Source organism: Telluria sp. ZB2R32 (genome assembly GCF_059685715.1).
Genome location: NZ_JCASIG010000002.1, coordinates 948,988 through 966,722, shown reverse-complemented (window position 1 = coordinate 966,722; position 17,735 = coordinate 948,988). Strand labels below are relative to the sequence as shown.

The following is a 17,735-nucleotide window of genomic DNA, read 5'->3' as shown; positions in this document are numbered from 1 at the left end:
ATCCGTACCATATCGATAGCGACTTGGCTGGATGCGCGTTACCATGGTCGTTAGTTGCTTAATAAACATTCATCTGACGCGCTCGCTCCGCAATGACCTTGACCAGAACAATTCGTCCTGCCACCGCTGCCGATGCCGAACACATCTGCACGATCTACAACCACTACATCGCAACCACGACCATCTCGTTCGAGGAAGAACCAGTCACACCGGCCGACATAACCCAACGCATTGCAGACGTAGCAGCGGCCACGCTCCCGTATATGGTCATGTTTGAGAACGACAAACTGATCGGCTACGCCTACGCCACCAAATGGCGCGTCCGCACCGCCTACCGCCATTCCGTCGAAAGCTCGGTCTACCTTGACTCTGACCACGCAGGCAAGGGCGCGGGCACCATGCTGTATGAGGCCCTGCTGGCCGAACTGCGCCAGCGTGGCCTGCACCTCGTCATCGCCGGCATCGCCCAGCCGAACGACGCCAGCGTGCGCCTGCACGAGCGACTAGGATTTATAAAAGTGGCGCACTTCAGCGAAGTGGGCATGAAATTCGGCCGCTGGATCGATGTCGGCTACTGGCAGCTGAAACTCAACTGATCTGATATGGACCCGCATGCACACGCCACTGCCGTGCCTCATCATCATCGACATGCAACAGGGCATGGCGAATCCCGCTGCAGGTAGCCGCAACAATCCGCAGGCGGAAGACAACATCGCGCAGTTGCTGCAGGCCTGGCGGACGGCGCAGGGGCAGGTTGTCCACGTGCGCCATATTTCGCGCTCGCCTACCTCTCCGTTCGCACCCGGCCAGTCCGGCGTCGAGTTTCAGCCAGCCCTGCAACCGCTGCCGCACGAACACGTGGTCGAGAAGAACGTGCCGGACGCGTTCATCAACAGCGCGCTCGAGCGCTGGCTGCGGGTGCGCGGTGTGCACCGGCTCGTGCTGGCCGGCGTCAGCACCAACAATTCGGTGGAGAGCAGTGCGCGCACGGCGGGCAACCTGGGGTTCGATACAGTCGTCGTCGCCGACGCCACCTTTGCCTTCGCCATGCGCGACTATGCCGGCGTGCAGCGCAGCGCCGACGAGGTACACGCGATGGCGCTCGCCAATCTGATGAGCGATTATGCGACGATCATGGACACGCGCGGCGTGCTGGCTGAACTCTCTGCAACATCCAGTCGCGACCGCTGACACCAAAGCTCGCGCCGCACGGGTGCACGCCGTTCTACACTGGCCCCGACAAAGGAGGCCTGAATGAACGAGCAGGGCCATCTCAGCGCAAGCTTCACGCATCCCGCCGCGGACGCGCCCCATCACGTCCCCGGCCTGCGCAAGCTCGGCCTCGGCAGCCGGCGCGACAGTTATCTCTATGTGCCGCCGCGGTATCGCCCCGAGCAGCCATCGCCGCTGGTCCTGCTGCTGCACGGCGCCGGCGGCCACGCCCACGATGGCTTGCGCATCCTGCTGCACCTGGCCGACAAGGAGAATTTGCTGCTGGTGGCGCCGGCTTCGCATGACGGTACCTGGGACATCATCGCCGGCCGCGCCTATGGCGCCGACCTGACCCTGGTCGACCGCGCGCTCGACTATGTGTTCAGCCGCTATGCGGTCGATCCGGCGCATCTCGCCATCGGCGGCTTTTCGGATGGCGCCTCGTATGCGTTGACGCTGGGCCTGGCCAACGGCGAATTGTTCACCCACGTGCTGGCGTTTTCTCCCGGCTTCGTCGGACCGATCGAAGCGCGCGGCGCGCCGGCCGTGTTCGTGTCGCATGGCGAGCTTGACGCCGTGCTGCCGATCGATCCCTGCAGCCGTGCGATCGTGCGCCGGTTGCGTGCTGCGGGGTATCCGTTGACGTACCGGGAATTCCAGGGTGGTCACGTGATCCCGCCCGAAGTGGCGCTGGAAGCGGTGGATTGGCTGAGCAGCCCATTCGCGCGCAGGTAGCGCCGCAAGGCTTCGGCCGGGGTGCGCAGGCTGGAGGCGCACATAGTCAGGTCGTCGGCGTGCAGGTGCAGGGCGTGGCGGATCTCGTCGATGGGAATCTGTTCCGGCGTGCGGATCGCCGGGTGCGCCGCCAGCAGTTTATACAGCGATGGCCTCGAAATGCCGAGCCCCTCGGCGGCCGCCTGCACCTGCCAGCCCGCCGCGTTCATCGCATTCAGTACCTCGTGCTCGTCCACCTCGTGCAGGCGCCGGCGGCGGCGGATGCCGGGACCAGCGGCCGATCGCACAAGCGCCGGCGTGGGCACACCCAGCAACTCGTCGAGCAGCACCGGCGCGCCGGCCGGGATGGCAATCGCCAGGCGCCGCACCACATTGTTCAGCTGGCGGATGTTGCCGGGCCAGTCGAAGCGGCACAGGGCGTTCACGCATGCCGTCGGTAGCGCGACGGCCGGGCCATCAGGGCCGCACGCACGCGCCAATTGAAAAGCGATCAACAGGCCGATGTCCGGGCGCCGCTCGCGCAGGGGCGGCGTGCGGATGACGAAGGCTTCGAGCCGGCGCAGCAGCGGTTGATTGAAAGCGCGCGCCTGCAGGTCCTGGTCGGTGGCGGCGACCAGGCGCGCGCCGCTGACGCGGTTGGCACGGGCGCCGAGCGGGCGGTATTCTCCCGTTTCCAGCACCCGCAGCAGCATCGGCTGGATGGCGGCCGGGGTGTCGCCGATCTCGTCGAGGAACAGGGTGCCGCCGTCGGCTTCGCCGAAAAATCCCTGGCGCGCCGCTTGTGCTCCGGTGTAGGCGCCTTTTTCGGCGCCGAATAAATCGGCCGCCGCCAGCGACTCGTTGAGCGCCGCCATGTTCACGCTCACCAGCGGCGCATCGCGCCGGCTGCTCGCGGCGTGGATCGCGCGCGCGACGACTTCCTTACCGGTGCCGGTCTCGCCCAGCAGCAGCACCGGCAGGGTGGTGGCGGCCACCTGGCGTACCAGTTCGCGCAGCCTGACTGCGCCATCGCTCACGCCCAGCAGTTCGCTGCGCCCGCCCGCCTGGGGCAGACCCGCCATCCAGTGGATGCACACCAGCACCGAGCCGCCCAGCTCCAGCACTGCGCCGCCTTTTACCTGTTCCGGGTCGAGGCGCATGCCGGCGCCGAGCGCGACGCCGTCGAGCAGCACCGTCATCCGGCTCGCGGGCGCGTCCAGGGTCACGCTGTCGTCGGTGCCGCGCGTGATGCGTAGCGGCGCGCGCGCCACCTGCAGCGTGCCGAGCGCCGCTTCGCTCGCATCGAGGCAGCGGAAGGCGGGAATATAGCGCCCGAGTTCGATGGTGCCGGGGCCGAGCGGCCCGAGGTATTGGGCGCCGATGCGGGCCTGGTCCGGATGCCACAGGATCGTCAAGCCGAGCATGCGCACGCCGCTGCTTGCCAATGCGGCCAGCGCGGCCAGCGGCGAAGTCTGCGTCTGTTCCTGGTCTTCCATGGCTGGCTTCTCCAGGCGCCCGCGGAGGGGGCTGCACTCAAGAATTATGGCACGAGCGGACCCGTGCACAGCGGGAAAGGGAGTCGAAGCGGCAGCTTTTTACATGTCAACACGCGTCGTTGACGTGTCAACGGACGCTGTTTTCCGGCGGCGTCGTGCGGACTGCGGGCGGCCGAGCTTGGCATGGAACTTGATATGGATCAGACGGGCGCCAACCTACGCGCCATGTGTCACCCGATGCCGTAGCCAACTGAACCGCTTTCCAATTCCGGGGGAAACCAAATGAACAACGACAGCATGTACAGCCAGATCTATAACCAGATCGCCGAAGCCATGGGGATGAACGGCTTGCCCTTCCAGGTCATCGGCACGCCCAAGGATTTCGTGTTTTCCGTGCCGCCGACCGGCCAGATGGACCCGAGCGCCTACCAGATCATCTCGGGCATGCCGCAGTGGTCGCCGATCGGCAATTATTCGTCGAAGGATGCGCAGTTCTTCGATGCCGTGAAGTCGATCTTCGGGCACGTCACCTTCAAGCTGAGCCCGGAGATGCAGTCCGACCAGAAACGCCTGATGGACATGTGCACCGAGAAAAGCAACGCCGTCGTCCAGGCCAACAGCAACATGAACCAGGCCTACCTGTCGTCGAAACAGAACGGCGGGCTGATCTTCGCCGCCAAGTATCCCGATATCAATGCCTGGCTGAACAATGCGCCCGAAGCGAGCGCCTACAACCAGGCCATCAATGACGCCCAGCAAGCCTTTTCGCGCGCGGTCGACATGAAGAACGAACTGGAAAAGGCGGCCATGCCGTCCACGCTGCAGGACGCGATCACGGCCATGACGAAGCCGACGGGCGACCCGGCCTCGATGGCGGCGCCGGCCGGCTGGACCAAGGTGCCCGACGGCTCCGGCATGCTGCAATTCCAGCCGGCATGGGCGATGGACACCACCGGCGGCGACTGGCGCGCCGCGCTGACCCAGGGCACCCAGGGCGCATTCACGATCGACCTCAGCCAGTCGGAACAGAGTGCGGACATGACCCATTCCTGGGCCGGCGGTTCGGCCGGCATCCAGACGCCGTTCTGGGGCGTGAGCGGCGGCGGCGGCTGGGACAAGACCGACATGTTCAATCAGGATTCGAGCGTCAAGGTCAAGATCATGGTCAAGTCGAGCACGCGCGTGAAAGTCAATCCGGGCGCCTGGTATCCGGGCGGCTTCCTGGCTGAGCTCGCTGCCAGCAGCCAGGGCGCGGGCGGCCAGGGCTATACCATCGTGGCGCCGTGGATGGCCAAGGGCGGGAAAGGCACGTCGTCGCTGTTCGGCCAGTACGGGATCGCCGGCACCCGCGTGGCCGAGCTGGTGCTGGTCTATCAACCATCGTTCGAAATCACGATGAGCGCCAATACGTACCAGCAGAACAAGCAGAAGTTCGAGGCCAGCGGCGGCCTGCGCATCGGCCCGTTCACCTTCGGCGGCTCCGGCGGCAGTGCCTCCGAGTTCACCAAGAGCACGGCCAAGATGAACACCTTCAGCGGCGGCAGCACTTCGCAGGATCCGCAGATCATCGGCGTCATCGTCGGCTTCCCGGGTACCAACGACGCCTGATGCCGGCGCCACGGTAAGGCAGGGCGGCGCCGGGTGCAGGCTGGCCCGGCGCCGCTGTTCGAACACTATCCTTGAACGAGGCCCCCCATGAGCGAAGCTGACCCGCCTGTCACCGTGATCGCCGGCCTGAGCCAGGCGATTGCCGACGTGCTCGGGGCGCAGCCCGCGCCTTCGCCTTCGCCCGGACCCTGGCGGCGCGGTCCCGCCGGCGACAAGATGATGCCGCGTGGCCCGCAGGCCGGCGCCGCGCCCATCGTGCAGCTGTTCCGGCCGATGGTGCCCTGGGACTGGCCGACGCCGGCGGTCGGATTTCTCGCCTATCAACAATTCGTGCTGGCCGACCGTATGCCGGGCTCGACTGAATCCGGGGTCCCGTACGCACCGGGCGGCGCCAGTTTCAGCGACAACTACGCCAGTTTCCTGAGCCTGCTCGCGCCCGCTACATTCCCGCTGCCGGCGCGGCTGGCCAGCGCGATCGCCGCCACCACGCGGCCGACCGATTCGCCGGTGACGGCGCTGGCGCCCGACGGCTGGGCCAGGGTGGCCGACGGCGCCGGCATCACGCGCTGGTGCATGGTGTATGGCCTCAGCACTTCGGTCACGGCCTGGGTGGCCGAGGTCGCCACCGACCCGAACAGAGAAGTCTCGTTGTCGGTGCCGATCACCGGCGAAAAGGCGTTGATGCTCACCGCGCCGGGCGGACAACAGCAAGCCATCTCGCTGATCGACGACGTCGAGCATGCGCTGATCACGGCCAGCGCGCTGTCGCAGGTGAGCGTGACGCCCGGCAGCTGGTTCGACGACAGCCTGCTCAGGCTGGGCCGCGACGGCCCCTTCGTCTCCAGCTTCGCCTCGTCCACGCAGCCGTATGCGGGCATGCTGGGCGGCCGCGTCAGCAGCCTGATCGTTGCCTACAATCCGGTGCTGCGCATCGTCGGCCCGGACCCGGTGAGTAGCGCCACCGGCGCCGCGCTGAAGGAGGCGGCGGCGGTCGAAATCGGCGGGTTTACGTTTCCGGCGCCAGTGGCCACGCCGGCCAGCCCCGCCGGCGGCGCGGCCTACCAGGCGCGTGCGGCCGGCGCCTGGATCGTCGGCGTGACGATCGAAGTGTTTACCTGAACCCGATTTTCAGCCGGCCTGTGGACACAGCAATGCGCGCAGCGCGTCGGCGTCGCCGTTGAACCTGTCGAGGTCGACATTGCCGGCGATGCCGGCAATCCGGCCGCTATCGCTGTACTGCCACAGGTCATGGCGGGTGGCGCCGGGCGGCAGTACCGGCGCCGGCCGCGCCGTGTATTCGGCAATCCACAGCGGATAAGCGCAAAAACTGTGGAAGCTGCCCAGGTTGGTCTCCCAGAAATGGGCGTTCGTGTAGATGACCGGCTTGCATTGCAAGGCCGTGCCGACGGCGTCCAGCCACGCCATCACCGCCGCGGCATAGGCGACCTGGCCGACGCCGCAGCCGGCCAGCTCGACGTCCAGCATCGGCGCCAGGTCGCCGCCGGCGCGGCCCAGCACCGACAGGAAGTGCTCGGCTTGCGCGCCTGCCGGCTGGTCCGGGCAGAACATGTGGTAGGCGCCGCGCAGCAGCTTCGCTTCCTTGATGCCGGCGTAGTTGGCCGTAAACATCGGATCGGCATTGCCGCAGCCTTGCGAGGCCTTGGCATAGGCGAACGCGGGGCGCGACGGGTCGGCCGCCACCCGCATCCAGTCGATCTGGCCGTTGTAATGCGATACGTCGAGTCCCTGCAGGCAGGTGTTGCTCATGCTCTCTCCTTGGTGAAATTCATGAATGGCCTCCACCCGGGCCGCCGGCGCGGCCGGCCGCGCTGGATGCGCACCTTGAGTTCCAGCGATATCTGCCAGGGGACGCCGCCATCGAACCCGTCCAGCCGGTCCCTGCCTTCCTGGCGCAGGCGGCGGCACAAGGTTTGCGTGTCGTGCAGGGCGTCGATTGCATCGGCGGCAGCGCGCATCGACGCAATGCGCTGCGCAGGATCGCGCGCCGTCAGCGCGCGTACCAGGCGCACGAGGCCAGGATCGAGGTGCGCGGGCAGCGGCCAGGCTTGCGGCGGCGTTTGCACGTGCGCTGCAGCCAATGCCAGGCCGTCGAGTTCCGCGAACGGGCGCTGGCCGGCCAGCATTTCGTAGAGCAGCACGCCGAGCGCATAGACATCGCAGGCGGCGCTGAGCGGATGGCCGAGCAGGCGCTCCGGCGCCATGTAGGCAAAGGTGCCTTGTGCATCGGTCGGCGGCCCGGACCCGGTCGCCAGCGGATCGGCGCGATGTGCCAGACCGAAGTCGAGAATACGCACCTTGCCCCCGGCATCGAGCATCAGGTTCGCGGGCTTGATGTCGCCGTGGACGAGGCCGATGTCGTGGGCTTCGGCCATTGCGTCGGCAATCTCGGCGGCGATGTCGAGCGCGGCAGCGCAGCCCGGCACGCCGGCCGCCAAAAACTGGCGCAGCGTCCGGCCCTGCACCAGTTCCATGACGATCGACTGGTGTGCACCCTGGCCGGTGACGGCGAAAATCCGCACGAAGGCGGGGTGGCGCAGCGCAGCGGCGCGCCGGGCTTCGTCGAGCAGGGCGGTCGGCCCCGCGTCGCGCGCACGCAGGCGCTTGAGCGCCACCGGGCGGCATAGCTGTTCGTCCCAGGCCTCGAACACCTGGCCGAACCCACCCTCGCCGAGCAGGCGGCGGATGCGGTAGTGTCCTGCGCGTGCGTCGTCGGCCGGCGTTGCCTGGGTCTGGGATTCGGTGGTGTCCATGCTGGGCGTCGGAGGTCGGCAAGAACGTTTGACAGGGGTTGACTGGCAAATCACTACGGCTTGACCATTGAAGTGGATTGGCCACCATTAGTCAAACCGGGCTGCATGAACCTCGAAGATACCCAGCCGGACGCCCCGGCCGGCGCGAATGGCCTACACTCGGACATTACTTGTTTCGTTCAATAACCTTCGAAAGGGGATGCCATGAAAGCGCAATGGATTTGTGCACTGTTGCTGAGTTCGACCTGGGCGGTAGCGACCGTGCATGCGGCCGAGCTGCGCGCGACGATGAATGCGGTGTCGGACGCCGGTGTCGGCAAGTCGGGCGGCACGGTCACGATCAGCGAATCGAAATACGGCCTCGTGTTCACGCCGGCCTTGACCGGCCTGCCGGCGGGAATCCACGGCTTCCACGTGCACGAGAACGGCAGCTGCGACACCAACCAGAAGGATGGCAAGCCGGTGCCGGCGGGGGCGGCGGGCGGGCACCTGGATACGGGCAAGACCAAGCAGCACGGGCTACCGTGGGGGAATGGACACATCGGTGATTTGCCGGCGCTGTATGTCGAGAGTTCAGGGGCGGCGAACAATCCGGTGCTGGCGCCGCGGCTGAAAGTTTTGGCCGATGTGAAGGGCAAGGCGCTGATGGTGCATGCGGGCGGGGATAATCATGCGGATCATCCGGCGCCGTTAGGTGGTGGCGGGGCGCGCATCATGTGCGGGATCATCGAGTAATACAAAACGTCTCCCGGCTGCGTTGAGATGCTCAGCCGGGTCGCATCCCGGACTCGTTAACGTCCGCTGCCTGGACTGGTCGACGGCAGCAACGGGGTCGTGGCGCGCAGCTTCTCCGCAACGAATTCCGCGCGTGTTTTAGCGTCATTGGGCAGCGCGCGCAGATGACGCCAGGTGAGGAATTCATCGGCGGCGATGAATACTTTCGTTGCATTCGGATAGCGCTTGCGCACCATGGCGAGGCTGTCGGTCGCCATCGCCTCCCACTCCGGGAAGGTGGCCTCGAGAAGATCGGCATCGGTAGCAGTCGTTTTTACGCGCGCCCATTCCGGCGGGGTATACCAGCCTATGCCGACAACGGTGTCGGATGGAGACGGATTGACCTGCTGCTGTCCTTTTCGTTTTTTCATGGCTCACCTTTCGATACCAGTACGTTTCAAGACAAGGGTTGAATGAAAGAATATTTCAGGATTCTTGCTGCGTGAAATAATATTTCATGGCAAGCGGGCGCGCACGCAGCATGCCATGCGTACATGCTCGTTGCGTGGCACGGAGTAACCTTCGTTCAGCTGCCATCCATTCTTGTCGACCGGTTCGCTATCTTCGATCAAGCGGCGGCGCGCATTTTTTGCACGATGAATTCCGCTCGCACCAGGTCAGTGTTCGTCAGCAAGTGCAAACGACACCAGGCAAAGAATTCGTCTGCGTCGATATGGACTTTCGTTAAATCCGGATAGCGCTGATGCATTTTCTCGAAATTCGCTGTCATAAAGGACTCCCATTGCGCAAAGCTTTCTTTGAATTTGTCCGGATCGACCGCTGTCGCTTTTAGACGTTGCCAATCTTCTGGCGTGTACCAGATCATCCCTCTGCGCGCGCGAAGGGGAGCAAGCGATTCTGCTTTCCGCTTCTTCATCCTGGTCACCTTTTGAACGGGCTTGCATGATGTCGGACCGGCGCAGGCCTCACTGAGTTCGAATAGCGTGGCTGTTTTCTGGCGCGTGCCATGTGCAGAGGCTGTACCGCGTGGGCACAAGTGCCCACCCTACTTACACAACGGCTGCGGGATGAAAAAACGCCCGGTCATCGCTGACCGGGCGTTTAAATTAAAGCATGCGGCTTACTTGGCAGCTTGTGCGCGGATCTTGCCGAAGGCGTCGCCCGCTTTCCACGCCGGCATCTTCGGCGAATCGGCCACCATGCGGCCCAGGTTCAGCGTGAACTGCGCCTGCTGCACCATGCCCGACAAATCCCAGGTCGGATCGTATTCGTCGTTCACCTGGTGATAGCGCGCCCGATACGCCTTGGCCTTGGCGTTATTCGCTTCGACATTCGACACCCAGGCGCTGCCGCCGCCGACCGAAAACGCCGGGATGCCGGCTTTGGCAAAACTGAAGTGGTCGCTGCGGAAGTAGCCGCCGGCGAGGTCCGGTTTCGCCGGCGCGACCGTGAGGCCCATGGCTTTCGCGGTGGCCGCTGCCATGGCGCCCAGCTCGGTGCGCTCGCTGCCCTGCACGCCGATATCCTTGGCCTGGCCGACGAAGTTCAGGCTGTCCAGGTTCAGCGCGGCGGCGGTTTTATTCGCCGGCCACAGCGGACGCGCTGCGTAGGCTGCGCTGCCGAGCAGGCCTTGTTCTTCGGCCGCCACCCACAGGAACATCTGCGAGCGCTTGGCCGGATGGCGCGCCGCTTCCTGCGCCATCGCCAAGAGACCCGCGGTGCCCGAGGCATTGTCGACGGCGCCATTAAAAATGGTGTCGCCTTCGGTTCCCTGCTTGCCCATGTGGTCCCAGTGGGCGCTGTAGATGACGACTTCATCCTTCAGCTTCGGGTCGGTGCCGGGCACGACGCCGGCGACGTTGTATTCGTTGAGCGTACGCACCGCGGCGCGCGCCTCGCCTTTTACGCGCGCGTTGAGTGGGACCGGCTTGAACGCCTTGTCTTCAGCGGCGGCGCGCAGTTTATCGAGGTCCTGGCCGGCGGCCGCGAACAGCTTGCGGGCGGCGGCGTCGGTCATCCAGCCCTGCATGCCGGTGCCGAGGTCGGCGTCGGCAAGCTGGAAACGCTCGGCGGCGGCCCAGCTGTTCTGGACCACGCTCCAGCCGTAGGAGGCCGAGGCGTCGGTGTGGATCAGCAGCACGCCGGCCGCGCCCTGGCGCGCCGCTTCGGCCAATTTATAAGTCCAGCGGCCGTAATAGGTCAGGCCGGCGCCGTTGAAACGGTTCGGTTCCGCTGCGGTGGGGGCCGGGTCGTTGACCATCATGACCAGCACCTTGCCCTTGGCATCGAGACCTTTGAAGTCGTCCCAGCCTTCTTCCGGCGCCGTGATGCCGTAGCCGACAAAGACCAGTTCCGCATCCAGGCTATGTTCCGGCTTGGCGTCGCCCGGTCCCCACACCCAGTCGGCGCCGAAAGCCATCGGCAGCGCCTGGCCGCCGGCGACAATGCCGACATTGCTTTGCTGCGGCAGCGGACGCACGCCGGCGATTTTCACTTCCTGGCGGAAGCTGGCGCCGTTGGCCGGTTGCAGGCCGGCGGCCAGTGCCTGGGTTTCCAGGTAGGTGACGGTCAATTCTCCGCCGCGCTGGCCGGTGCCGCGCCCTTCGAGGGCGTCCGAAGACAGGAAGGCGAGATGGCCGCGCAGTGGCGCTTCCTTGACGACGGCGGTGGCGGCGGCCTTGTTGGCGGCATGGGCCGGATAGGCCAGGGCCAGGCTGCTGGCGAGGGCGGTGAGGACGACGGAGGAGACGATCTTGGGCATGGAATCCTGCTGCGAGAGTGAATGGGCGCGCACCCGCCCGTGCGGCGGTGCGCGCCACATTGTAGTGCAATCAGCGTCAGTAAAACCACAGCGTGTCGGCCGCGATCGATTGTCCGCTCAGCGGTATCAACGGCGTCAGCGGCGTCGCCGGCCGCGGCGGCAGCAGGTGTTGCGGCAGGCCGGGAATGACTTCCTCGATACGCACGGCGAAGATCGGATCGCCCGTCACCGCGATCCTGAAATGCAGGAGCGCATCCTCCATCCCGTACAGGACCAGCGTCAGCGACTTCGCTTCGGTGTCGAGCATGGTGCGGCCATTCATCGTCACCCGCGTCGGCCGCGCACCGCTCACGCGCAGGCGGATCTCGGGAGCGCGATTTTCTGATACCAGCGTGAAGTCGGCGTGGCGCGCGGGCGCCTTGCCGTTACGGAGGATGCGCACGAACGGGAATTTCAAGCCGTCGCGCGGCGCCCAGGCATACCACTGGCGCGGGCTTTGCCAGCCGAAGACGTTCACAAAAACGTGCGGTTCCTTCAGGTTGGCGAACAGGGTGCGCTGCCACGGATCGAGTTCGCCTTCCGGGTGCAGCCAGTAGGCGTCCCAGCTCGGCATGTCCTTGTAATACACCAGGCCATCCGCGCGCAGCGGCGGCGTCTCGTCGACCGGACCCGCACTGGTCACGTTGGCCGCCAGGGCCAGGCCGCCGAGGCCCGCTGCCAATAACGTCCGCACTACATAGCGCCGCGCGTAGGGCAGCAGCAGCATCGACACGCCCAGCACCAGCGCCAGCAGCGCCACCGGAACGTTCATGCGTTCGGGAGAGAGCACCAGGTAACTGTCGCGCAGCGCCGGCAGCACCAGGACCACGGCCGGCGCCACGCCGGCCAGCAGCACGGCAAGGCGCGCCCACGCCGGCCAGGCCGCAAGGCGCTGCGCATGCAGCACGGCGAACGCGCCCAGCGCGGCCAGCAGCGGCCAGACGATGACGTAACTGGCGCCGGGCGCCAGCCAGCTCGCCAGCAGCAGCACCAGCACCAGCCAGCCCAGGCCCACCAGCAGTGCCGCGGCCGTGCCGGTGCGGCGTACCAGCCGGCGCTGGGCAGCGATGAACAGGGCGGCGCACAGCGCGCAGACGGCGGTGAGATAAAGCAGCGCATCCTCGGGCGCGGCCGGATTCCAGACGCGGTGCAGCGCCGGCACCTGCAGCCACAGCTGCCAGGAGACGATGCCGAGCACCACGCCGATCGACGGCACGATGAACAACGCCTGCAGCAGGGCGGGATAGCGCAGGCTCGATCTCTGCACCGCGATGCAGGCCGCACCCAGCAGCAGCAGGCAGGCCAGGCGCGTCAAGGGCCAGACCAGGGCGCCGCTGTAGTGCACGGTGCCGGCCAGCGGCAGCTTGAAATACACCTGGCCGCGCGCCGGCTGCGGATCGATGCGCACGCTGCCGAACTCGCGCGCCAGACGCAGCATCGTCTCTCCCATCTGCTGCAGGGTGGTGCGTTCATAGCGCTGCGGCGTGTCGAGCACGCGTTCGCGCCCGAACGGGCGGCCGGCATGCGCGAACTGCAGCAGCGGCACGCCCAACAAATGCGCCGCGCCGATGTGCAGCGCACCGGGCGCCAGCTGGTGGATCTCGTGCATCAGCGAGGAGCCGGCAACGTCCGGCGCCGCGCGCAGCCAGCCGTCGATCGCCGCCGTATTCGCGCCCAGCGTGTTGTAGAGCATGAGGGGACCGCCGCTGCCCTTGCCGTCGAAGCGCAGCACCAGCCCGACTTCGCGCGCCCACGGATGCTGCTCGGCGAAGGCCTGCATGCCGAGGCCGCCGACGCGCTCGCCGTCGGCGAACAGCACCAGCACGTCGTTGTCCAGCGGCGTATTTGCACGCAGCGCACGCAGGGTTTCGAGCAGCGCTGCCAGCGGCGCCGCGGCGCTGGCGTCCAGGCTGGCCGGATCGCTGTCGAGATAGGCCGCCAGCAGCAGGCTGGGACGGCGCAGCCGGTCGGGCGCGCTGCCGGGCAAGCGCACCAGCACGTTGTGGACCACCGCCATGGTGGCCTCATAGTTTGCGTTGTAGTCGACAAAATTCTTTTGCACGAGAGCGCGCTGCACTTGCGGATCGAGGCCGAGTGCGCGCAGGCGTTCGACCAGGTAGGCACGCGCCTGGTGGTTGGCGCTGCTGGCGATCGGGCGCGGCGTGCGCGCCAGCGCTTCGAAATCGGTATTTGCGCGCGCAGCCGAGAACTGCGCCGCCGGCGCGTTCAACGGCGCCGGTGCGGGAAGCGCCGGCTGCACCGGCCGCAGCGCCAGCCAGGACAGGGCGGCGATGAAGAGCAGTGCGGCGCCGACGCCGGCGGCGGAGGGAGAGGCGGAATCCGAGAACATCGCGTGCATCCTTGTCAAACGCAGGCACAAAAAAAGCCCGCCAGGCTGAGGGTTGGCGGGCGAAACGGACCAGGGAGGAATTACTCGAGCGTCCAGACGTAGGCGATCTGCGCCCAGCCGGCTTCCGGCACGCCGTTGTTCAGCGCCGGCTTGAACTGGCACAGGCTCAATGCGCTCACCGCGGCCCGGTCGAGCTCGCGCGAGCCGCTCGACTTCTGCACGCGCGCGCTGGTGACGCGGCCGTCGATCCCGACCAGCAGCGCCAGCGTTACCGTACCCGTTTCGCCGTTGCGCGCGGCACTGGCCGGATAGTTCGGCGTGACGCAGGCCCTGGCGTCGGCCAGCACGGCGCTGCGCATCGAGCCGGTGTTCAGGCTACTGGCCGCCGGTGTCGTGGGCGGCGGCCCTATCTCGGCTTGCACTGGCCGCGCCGGTTCCTGCACCGGCGGTACATCCGTCGTGGCCCGCAGCGGATTGTCCAGCGGTGGCGGCGGCACCTCGATCTCGATTTTCGGCACCACGATCGGTGGCGGCGCCACCTGCGGCAGCACGGTGGGCGGCTCGATCGGCGGGTCGGGCGGGCGCACCGGTTCGGGTTGCATGAACACGGTCAGATCCTCGGGCAGCGACGGCAGCGACAGGGTTTTGTTGTTCATCATGTCGACGACGCCGACCGCGACCAGTGCGTGCAGGGCGGCGACGAGGGCAAACTTGCCGGCTTTGCTGCCGTTGTCATGGTGCAGGGATGAGAAATGCATGGCGATCTCCTTGTAATGCGTTCGGAAAGTGCTGCTGTTTCTAAGATGTGGAATAAATATATGCCATTAGATAGCAACAAGTAAAGCGGTTTGTTGGTAATCGTGCATGCTGGACGGAGGTGGAGTCGAAGTGCAATCGCTCGCTTCATGCCGCGTTGTATGGAATAATCGTTTACACAACCAAGCTTCCGCCAAATGGCACCGGTAACTGCCAGACATTGGCAACGAAAGGCACGCAATGGAGAATAATGTAACTAACCAACAGGCAGTGCGCGTCATGCTGGCTGACGATCATCCGATCGTGATGACAGGGTTTGCCATGTCGCTCGCCGCCGAGGGCATGGATGTCGTCGCGCAGGCGCGCACCCCGGAGGAGGCGGTGGCGCTGTACGCCGAGAGCAAACCCGACGTCGTCGTGCTCGACATCCGCTTCGGCACCGAACTGACGGGCCTGGACGCGGCGCAGAACATCCTGCGCGCCGACCCGCAGGCCAAGGTGGTCTTCCTCAGCCAGTTCGACCAGGATAGCCTGATCAAGGAAACCTACCGCATCGGCGCCCACGCCTTTGTCACCAAGGATTGCGACCCGGCCGACCTGGCCGCGGCGGTGCGCCAGGCGAAAGCGGGTAAACTGTATTTTCCGCCGCAGATCGCCGAGAGATTGGCGAGCATCGCAGTACGCGGCGACGTCTCGCCGCAGTCGCAGCTGGACGAACGCGGCCTCGAGATTTTCAAACTGATGGCCGAGGGGCTGACGAACGCCGAGATCGCCGAGAAGCTGAACCTGTCGACCAAGACCATCAGCAATACCAGCCAGTCGATCAAGGAAAAGCTGGGCGTCGACCGTCAGGCCCACATCACCAAGCTGGCCGTGAAGTATGGCCTGATCCAGCCTTGAGACGATTGCGCGCGCTGGTGGCAAGCCTGGTGCTGGTCGCCGGCGCTGCCTTGGCCGCGCCGGTGACGCCTTCCGCATCCGGCTACCGCTTCCAGATCGTCACCGGCGACGACAGCCACCTTACCGTGCGCATCGCCGAGGATTTGTATAAACGCCTGGTGCCGACCTTTGCCGCCTTCCGCACCGAACTGGCGCAGCGGCGGCGCATGGTGTACATCGCCATCGGCCCGGACGGGCTGCGCGAGGCCGCCGCGCGCCGCTGCGATTGCGTCGTGATCGCCGCATTCACGTCGAGCCAGGTGTGGCGCTCGGTCGTCGCCGGCCTGCCGCCGGCGCGCGCAAAGGCGATGACGGCAGTGTATGCGGAGCCGGCGCCTGCCGACCAGGTACGGCTGGCGGCGCTGCTGTACCGGCGCCCGGTGCGGGTGGCGGCGATCCTCGGGCCCGACACTGCGTTTCTCCTGCCCGCACTGGCTGGCCAGGCCGAGGTGCTGCAAGCGGAGCGCACAGATGACCTGAGCGACATAGGCGACATCCTGGCGCGCGTCAAGCGCAGCGAAGTGCTGCTGGCGCTGCCCGACAGTGCGATCTACAACCCGGAAAACATCCGCAACATCCTGCTCTCGACCTACCGCCGCAAGCAGGGCGTGATCGGCTTTTCCGCCGACATGGTCAAAGTGGGGGCGCTGGCGTCGACCTATTCCGAGATCGAGGACATCAACGCGCAAGTGGCCGAGATGGCGGCCGCCTTTGTCGCGACCGGAGCGTTGCCGGCGCCGCAGTTTCCGCATTACTTCCGCACCGCGATCAACGAGGGCGTGGCGCGCTCGCTCGACGTCGCCGTCAGCGACGAGGCGCGCCGCTTTGCGCGCGCACGGCCATGAAGCTGCCGGGTTGGCGTTTCTGGCGCAGCTGGAGCATCGGCCTGCGCATGGCCTTCATTACCATGCTGCCGGTGGTGTTCCTGTTCACCGCCTTTGTCTGGTACTCGTGGTACGCGCACCGGGCACAGGTGGCGGAAGAACTGGCCGAACGCGGGCGCATCCTGGCGCGCGCGCTGGCCGAGACCAGCGAATACAACGTCATCTCGGGCAATCTGACCGACCTGCGCCTGACGATCAACGGCCTGGTGCAGTCCGACAGCAGCATCTACCGGGTCGACGTGGTCGACGCCAGCGGCAAGCGCGCCGTGCGCGTCACCTCCGAGACCGCGCAGGACGCCGAGCCGCATTATTACGAAGCACCGATCCGCAAGCAGGTCGTGTGGATCAACCTGTTTACGGACAACGGCACCCCGCACGTCTCGGCATCGAGCGACGCGCGTCCGCCGACACTCACCACCGAGATCGTCGGCGCGGTGCAGGTGCGCATGTCGCCGTCGAACATGCTGGCCAAGCAGGCCAGGCGCTTTCGCATCGAACTGGCGATGGCGGCGCTGGCCCTGCTCGCCAGCGGCATCCTGGCCTGGGTGCTGGCGCGTTCGCTGACGACGCCGTTAAAAGAAGCGATCGGCGCGCTGCGCGTCATCCGCGGCGGCCAGTACCGCATCGACTTGCCGGTGACGACCGGCGGCGAAGTCGGCGAGCTGCAAGCCTCGATCGGCGAGATGTCGGTCGCGCTCGAACGCTCGACCCAGGACCTGGAAAACAAGGTGGCCGAGCGCACGCGCGACCTGCTCGCTTCGCGCAACGAAGCGCTGCGCGCAGACGCCGACAAGAGAAAGCTGATCCAGAAGGTGAACAACATCATCGAGGACGAACGTAAAAGCATCGCGGTCGAGATCCACGATGAGTTGAATGCTTCCCTGATCGCGGTGCGCCTGGAAGCGCAGAGTATCGGCATGCTGGCGTCACGCGCGCAACCGGGTCCCGAAGTCGACGAGATCCGCACCAAGGCGCAGGCGATCACGAAACTCGCGCTCGACCTATACGCCAACGGCCGCCGCCTGGTGCGGCGCCTGCGTCCCGAAGTACTCGACATGCTCGGCCTGCACGGGGCGGTGGAGGAGATGCTGCGCCATTACGAGAGTGCCGACTGCCGCTTCGCCTTCCACTCCGAAGGGGACTTTTCGAAGCTCGGCAACGAGCTGGCCATCTCGGCCTATCGCATCGTGCAGGAAGCGCTGTCGAACATCATGAAGCACGCCGGCGCCACGGCGGCCGAGGTGACGCTGGTGCTCGATGCCGAGCACCGGTTGCTGCGCATCGAGGTCGCCGACAATGGCCAGGGCTTCGATCCGGCCAGCCGCGGCGAGGGCATCGGCATCATCGGCATGCGCGAGCGCGTGTATGCGCTGCGCGGCACGATCGCCGTGCGCTCGGCGCCAGAGCGGGGCACCACGCTGGCGATCGCACTGCCACTGGATGGTGCATCTGCGGTATCGTAGCGCCTTG

At 66.3% G+C, this 17,735-nt stretch carries 17 protein-coding genes; 9 read left to right on the top strand and 8 right to left on the bottom strand.

Annotated elements, in window-relative coordinates:
- The first annotated feature begins 92 nt into the window (after positions 1 to 92).
- The 3 genes from AC56LG_RS09295 to AC56LG_RS09285 all read left to right on the top strand — a co-directional run bounded on the left by AC56LG_RS09295 (position 93) and on the right by AC56LG_RS09285 (position 1,947).
- Positions 93 to 596 (top strand): arsinothricin resistance N-acetyltransferase ArsN1 family B, encoded by a 504-nt coding sequence (locus tag AC56LG_RS09295; RefSeq protein ID WP_497165806.1) that lies wholly within the window; start codon positions 93 to 95, stop codon positions 594 to 596.
- A 16-nt stretch (positions 597 to 612) separates the two neighbouring features.
- Entirely contained in the window at positions 613 to 1,191 is a 579-nt protein-coding gene (locus AC56LG_RS09290) for a cysteine hydrolase family protein (protein WP_497165805.1), read from the top strand.
- 63 nt (positions 1,192 to 1,254) lie between these two features.
- On the top strand, positions 1,255 to 1,947 hold the full coding sequence (locus tag AC56LG_RS09285; protein ID WP_497165804.1) for an alpha/beta hydrolase: 693 nt from the start codon (positions 1,255 to 1,257) through the stop codon (positions 1,945 to 1,947).
- Here the strand turns inward: AC56LG_RS09285 and AC56LG_RS09280 are convergent.
- A complete protein-coding gene (locus AC56LG_RS09280) occupies positions 1,878 to 3,422 on the bottom strand; it encodes a sigma 54-interacting transcriptional regulator (RefSeq protein WP_497165803.1) in 1,545 nt (514 codons plus the stop codon). The two genes, AC56LG_RS09285 and AC56LG_RS09280, sit on opposite strands and share 70 nt — an antisense overlap.
- 282 nt (positions 3,423 to 3,704) lie before the next feature.
- Between AC56LG_RS09280 and AC56LG_RS09275 the strand changes: the two genes are divergently transcribed.
- Both AC56LG_RS09275 and AC56LG_RS09270 read left to right on the top strand, forming a co-directional pair.
- On the top strand, positions 3,705 to 5,030 hold the full coding sequence (locus AC56LG_RS09275; protein WP_497165802.1) for a hypothetical protein: 1,326 nt from the start codon (positions 3,705 to 3,707) through the stop codon (positions 5,028 to 5,030).
- Between the two features lie 87 nt (positions 5,031 to 5,117).
- A complete protein-coding gene (locus tag AC56LG_RS09270; RefSeq protein WP_497165801.1) occupies positions 5,118 to 6,149 on the top strand; it encodes a hypothetical protein in 1,032 nt (343 codons plus the stop codon).
- Positions 6,150 to 6,158: 9 nt separating this feature from the next.
- Here AC56LG_RS09270 and AC56LG_RS09265 read toward each other — a convergent pair whose 3' ends face one another.
- Together AC56LG_RS09265 and AC56LG_RS09260 are read right to left on the bottom strand one after the other, a co-directional pair.
- Positions 6,159 to 6,797: a glycoside hydrolase family 25 protein gene (locus AC56LG_RS09265; protein ID WP_497165800.1), complete on the bottom strand. Its 639-nt coding sequence runs from the start codon at positions 6,795 to 6,797 to the stop codon at positions 6,159 to 6,161.
- Positions 6,794 to 7,801 carry a serine/threonine-protein kinase gene (locus tag AC56LG_RS09260; protein ID WP_497165799.1) on the bottom strand — a complete coding sequence of 336 codons (1,008 nt, stop codon included), beginning with the start codon at positions 7,799 to 7,801 and terminating at the stop codon, positions 6,794 to 6,796. The genes AC56LG_RS09265 and AC56LG_RS09260 overlap by 4 nt, the downstream gene beginning before the upstream one ends.
- Before the next feature lie 204 nt (positions 7,802 to 8,005).
- On the opposite strand from AC56LG_RS09260, the gene sodC reads away from it, so the two are divergent.
- Entirely contained in the window at positions 8,006 to 8,536 is a 531-nt protein-coding gene (gene sodC / locus AC56LG_RS09255) for a superoxide dismutase [Cu-Zn] SodC (RefSeq protein WP_497165798.1), read from the top strand.
- A 56-nt stretch (positions 8,537 to 8,592) separates the two neighbouring features.
- Here the strand turns inward: sodC and AC56LG_RS09250 are convergent, their stop codons facing one another.
- From AC56LG_RS09250 to AC56LG_RS09230, 5 genes are all read right to left on the bottom strand, one after another.
- Positions 8,593 to 8,946 carry a hypothetical protein gene (locus AC56LG_RS09250; RefSeq protein ID WP_497165797.1) on the bottom strand — a complete coding sequence of 118 codons (354 nt, stop codon included), beginning with the start codon at positions 8,944 to 8,946 and terminating at the stop codon, positions 8,593 to 8,595.
- A gap of 197 nt (positions 8,947 to 9,143) precedes the next feature.
- Positions 9,144 to 9,452: a hypothetical protein gene (locus AC56LG_RS09245; protein ID WP_497165796.1), complete on the bottom strand. Its 309-nt coding sequence runs from the start codon at positions 9,450 to 9,452 to the stop codon at positions 9,144 to 9,146.
- A gap of 204 nt (positions 9,453 to 9,656) precedes the next feature.
- Entirely contained in the window at positions 9,657 to 11,297 is a 1,641-nt protein-coding gene (locus tag AC56LG_RS09240) for a M28 family peptidase (protein WP_497165795.1), read from the bottom strand.
- A 76-nt stretch (positions 11,298 to 11,373) separates the two neighbouring features.
- Positions 11,374 to 13,686 (bottom strand): M28 family peptidase, encoded by a 2,313-nt coding sequence (locus AC56LG_RS09235; RefSeq protein WP_497165794.1) that lies wholly within the window; start codon positions 13,684 to 13,686, stop codon positions 11,374 to 11,376.
- A gap of 80 nt (positions 13,687 to 13,766) precedes the next feature.
- Positions 13,767 to 14,444 (bottom strand): energy transducer TonB, encoded by a 678-nt coding sequence (locus AC56LG_RS09230; RefSeq protein WP_497165793.1) that lies wholly within the window; start codon positions 14,442 to 14,444, stop codon positions 13,767 to 13,769.
- A 277-nt stretch (positions 14,445 to 14,721) separates the two neighbouring features.
- On the opposite strand from AC56LG_RS09230, the gene AC56LG_RS09225 reads away from it, so the two are divergent.
- Genes AC56LG_RS09225 through AC56LG_RS09215 form a run of 3 tightly spaced genes read left to right on the top strand, consistent with a single transcriptional unit; the run spans position 14,722 to position 17,728 of the window.
- Positions 14,722 to 15,342 (top strand): response regulator, encoded by a 621-nt coding sequence (locus AC56LG_RS09225; RefSeq protein ID WP_497165792.1) that lies wholly within the window; start codon positions 14,722 to 14,724, stop codon positions 15,340 to 15,342.
- Positions 15,339 to 16,226, top strand: a complete 888-nt coding sequence (locus AC56LG_RS09220; protein ID WP_497165791.1) for a hypothetical protein — start codon at positions 15,339 to 15,341, stop codon at positions 16,224 to 16,226. Before AC56LG_RS09225 ends, AC56LG_RS09220 begins: the two co-directional genes overlap by 4 nt.
- Positions 16,223 to 17,728 (top strand): sensor histidine kinase, encoded by a 1,506-nt coding sequence (locus tag AC56LG_RS09215; protein ID WP_497165790.1) that lies wholly within the window; start codon positions 16,223 to 16,225, stop codon positions 17,726 to 17,728. The genes AC56LG_RS09220 and AC56LG_RS09215 overlap by 4 nt, the downstream gene beginning before the upstream one ends.
- Positions 17,729 to 17,735 lie beyond the last annotated feature (7 nt).

Bases quoted from the DNA above. Each gene is read 5' to 3' on its own strand.
- AC56LG_RS09295 (WP_497165806.1), top strand. From the start codon at position 93: ATGACCTTGACCAGAACAATTCGTCCTGCCACCGCTGCCGATGCCGAA.
- AC56LG_RS09290 (WP_497165805.1), top strand. From the start codon at position 613: ATGCACACGCCACTGCCGTGCCTCATCATCATCGACATGCAACAGGGC.
- AC56LG_RS09285 (WP_497165804.1), top strand. From the start codon at position 1,255: ATGAACGAGCAGGGCCATCTCAGCGCAAGCTTCACGCATCCCGCCGCG.
- AC56LG_RS09280 (WP_497165803.1), bottom strand. From the start codon at position 3,422: ATGGAAGACCAGGAACAGACGCAGACTTCGCCGCTGGCCGCGCTGGCC.
- AC56LG_RS09275 (WP_497165802.1), top strand. From the start codon at position 3,705: ATGAACAACGACAGCATGTACAGCCAGATCTATAACCAGATCGCCGAA.
- AC56LG_RS09270 (WP_497165801.1), top strand. From the start codon at position 5,118: ATGAGCGAAGCTGACCCGCCTGTCACCGTGATCGCCGGCCTGAGCCAG.
- AC56LG_RS09265 (WP_497165800.1), bottom strand. From the start codon at position 6,797: ATGAGCAACACCTGCCTGCAGGGACTCGACGTATCGCATTACAACGGC.
- AC56LG_RS09260 (WP_497165799.1), bottom strand. From the start codon at position 7,801: ATGGACACCACCGAATCCCAGACCCAGGCAACGCCGGCCGACGACGCA.
- sodC (WP_497165798.1), top strand. From the start codon at position 8,006: ATGAAAGCGCAATGGATTTGTGCACTGTTGCTGAGTTCGACCTGGGCG.
- AC56LG_RS09250 (WP_497165797.1), bottom strand. From the start codon at position 8,946: ATGAAAAAACGAAAAGGACAGCAGCAGGTCAATCCGTCTCCATCCGAC.
- AC56LG_RS09245 (WP_497165796.1), bottom strand. From the start codon at position 9,452: ATGAAGAAGCGGAAAGCAGAATCGCTTGCTCCCCTTCGCGCGCGCAGA.
- AC56LG_RS09240 (WP_497165795.1), bottom strand. From the start codon at position 11,297: ATGCCCAAGATCGTCTCCTCCGTCGTCCTCACCGCCCTCGCCAGCAGC.
- AC56LG_RS09235 (WP_497165794.1), bottom strand. From the start codon at position 13,686: ATGTTCTCGGATTCCGCCTCTCCCTCCGCCGCCGGCGTCGGCGCCGCA.
- AC56LG_RS09230 (WP_497165793.1), bottom strand. From the start codon at position 14,444: ATGCATTTCTCATCCCTGCACCATGACAACGGCAGCAAAGCCGGCAAG.
- AC56LG_RS09225 (WP_497165792.1), top strand. From the start codon at position 14,722: ATGCTGGCTGACGATCATCCGATCGTGATGACAGGGTTTGCCATGTCG.
- AC56LG_RS09215 (WP_497165790.1), top strand. From the start codon at position 16,223: ATGAAGCTGCCGGGTTGGCGTTTCTGGCGCAGCTGGAGCATCGGCCTG.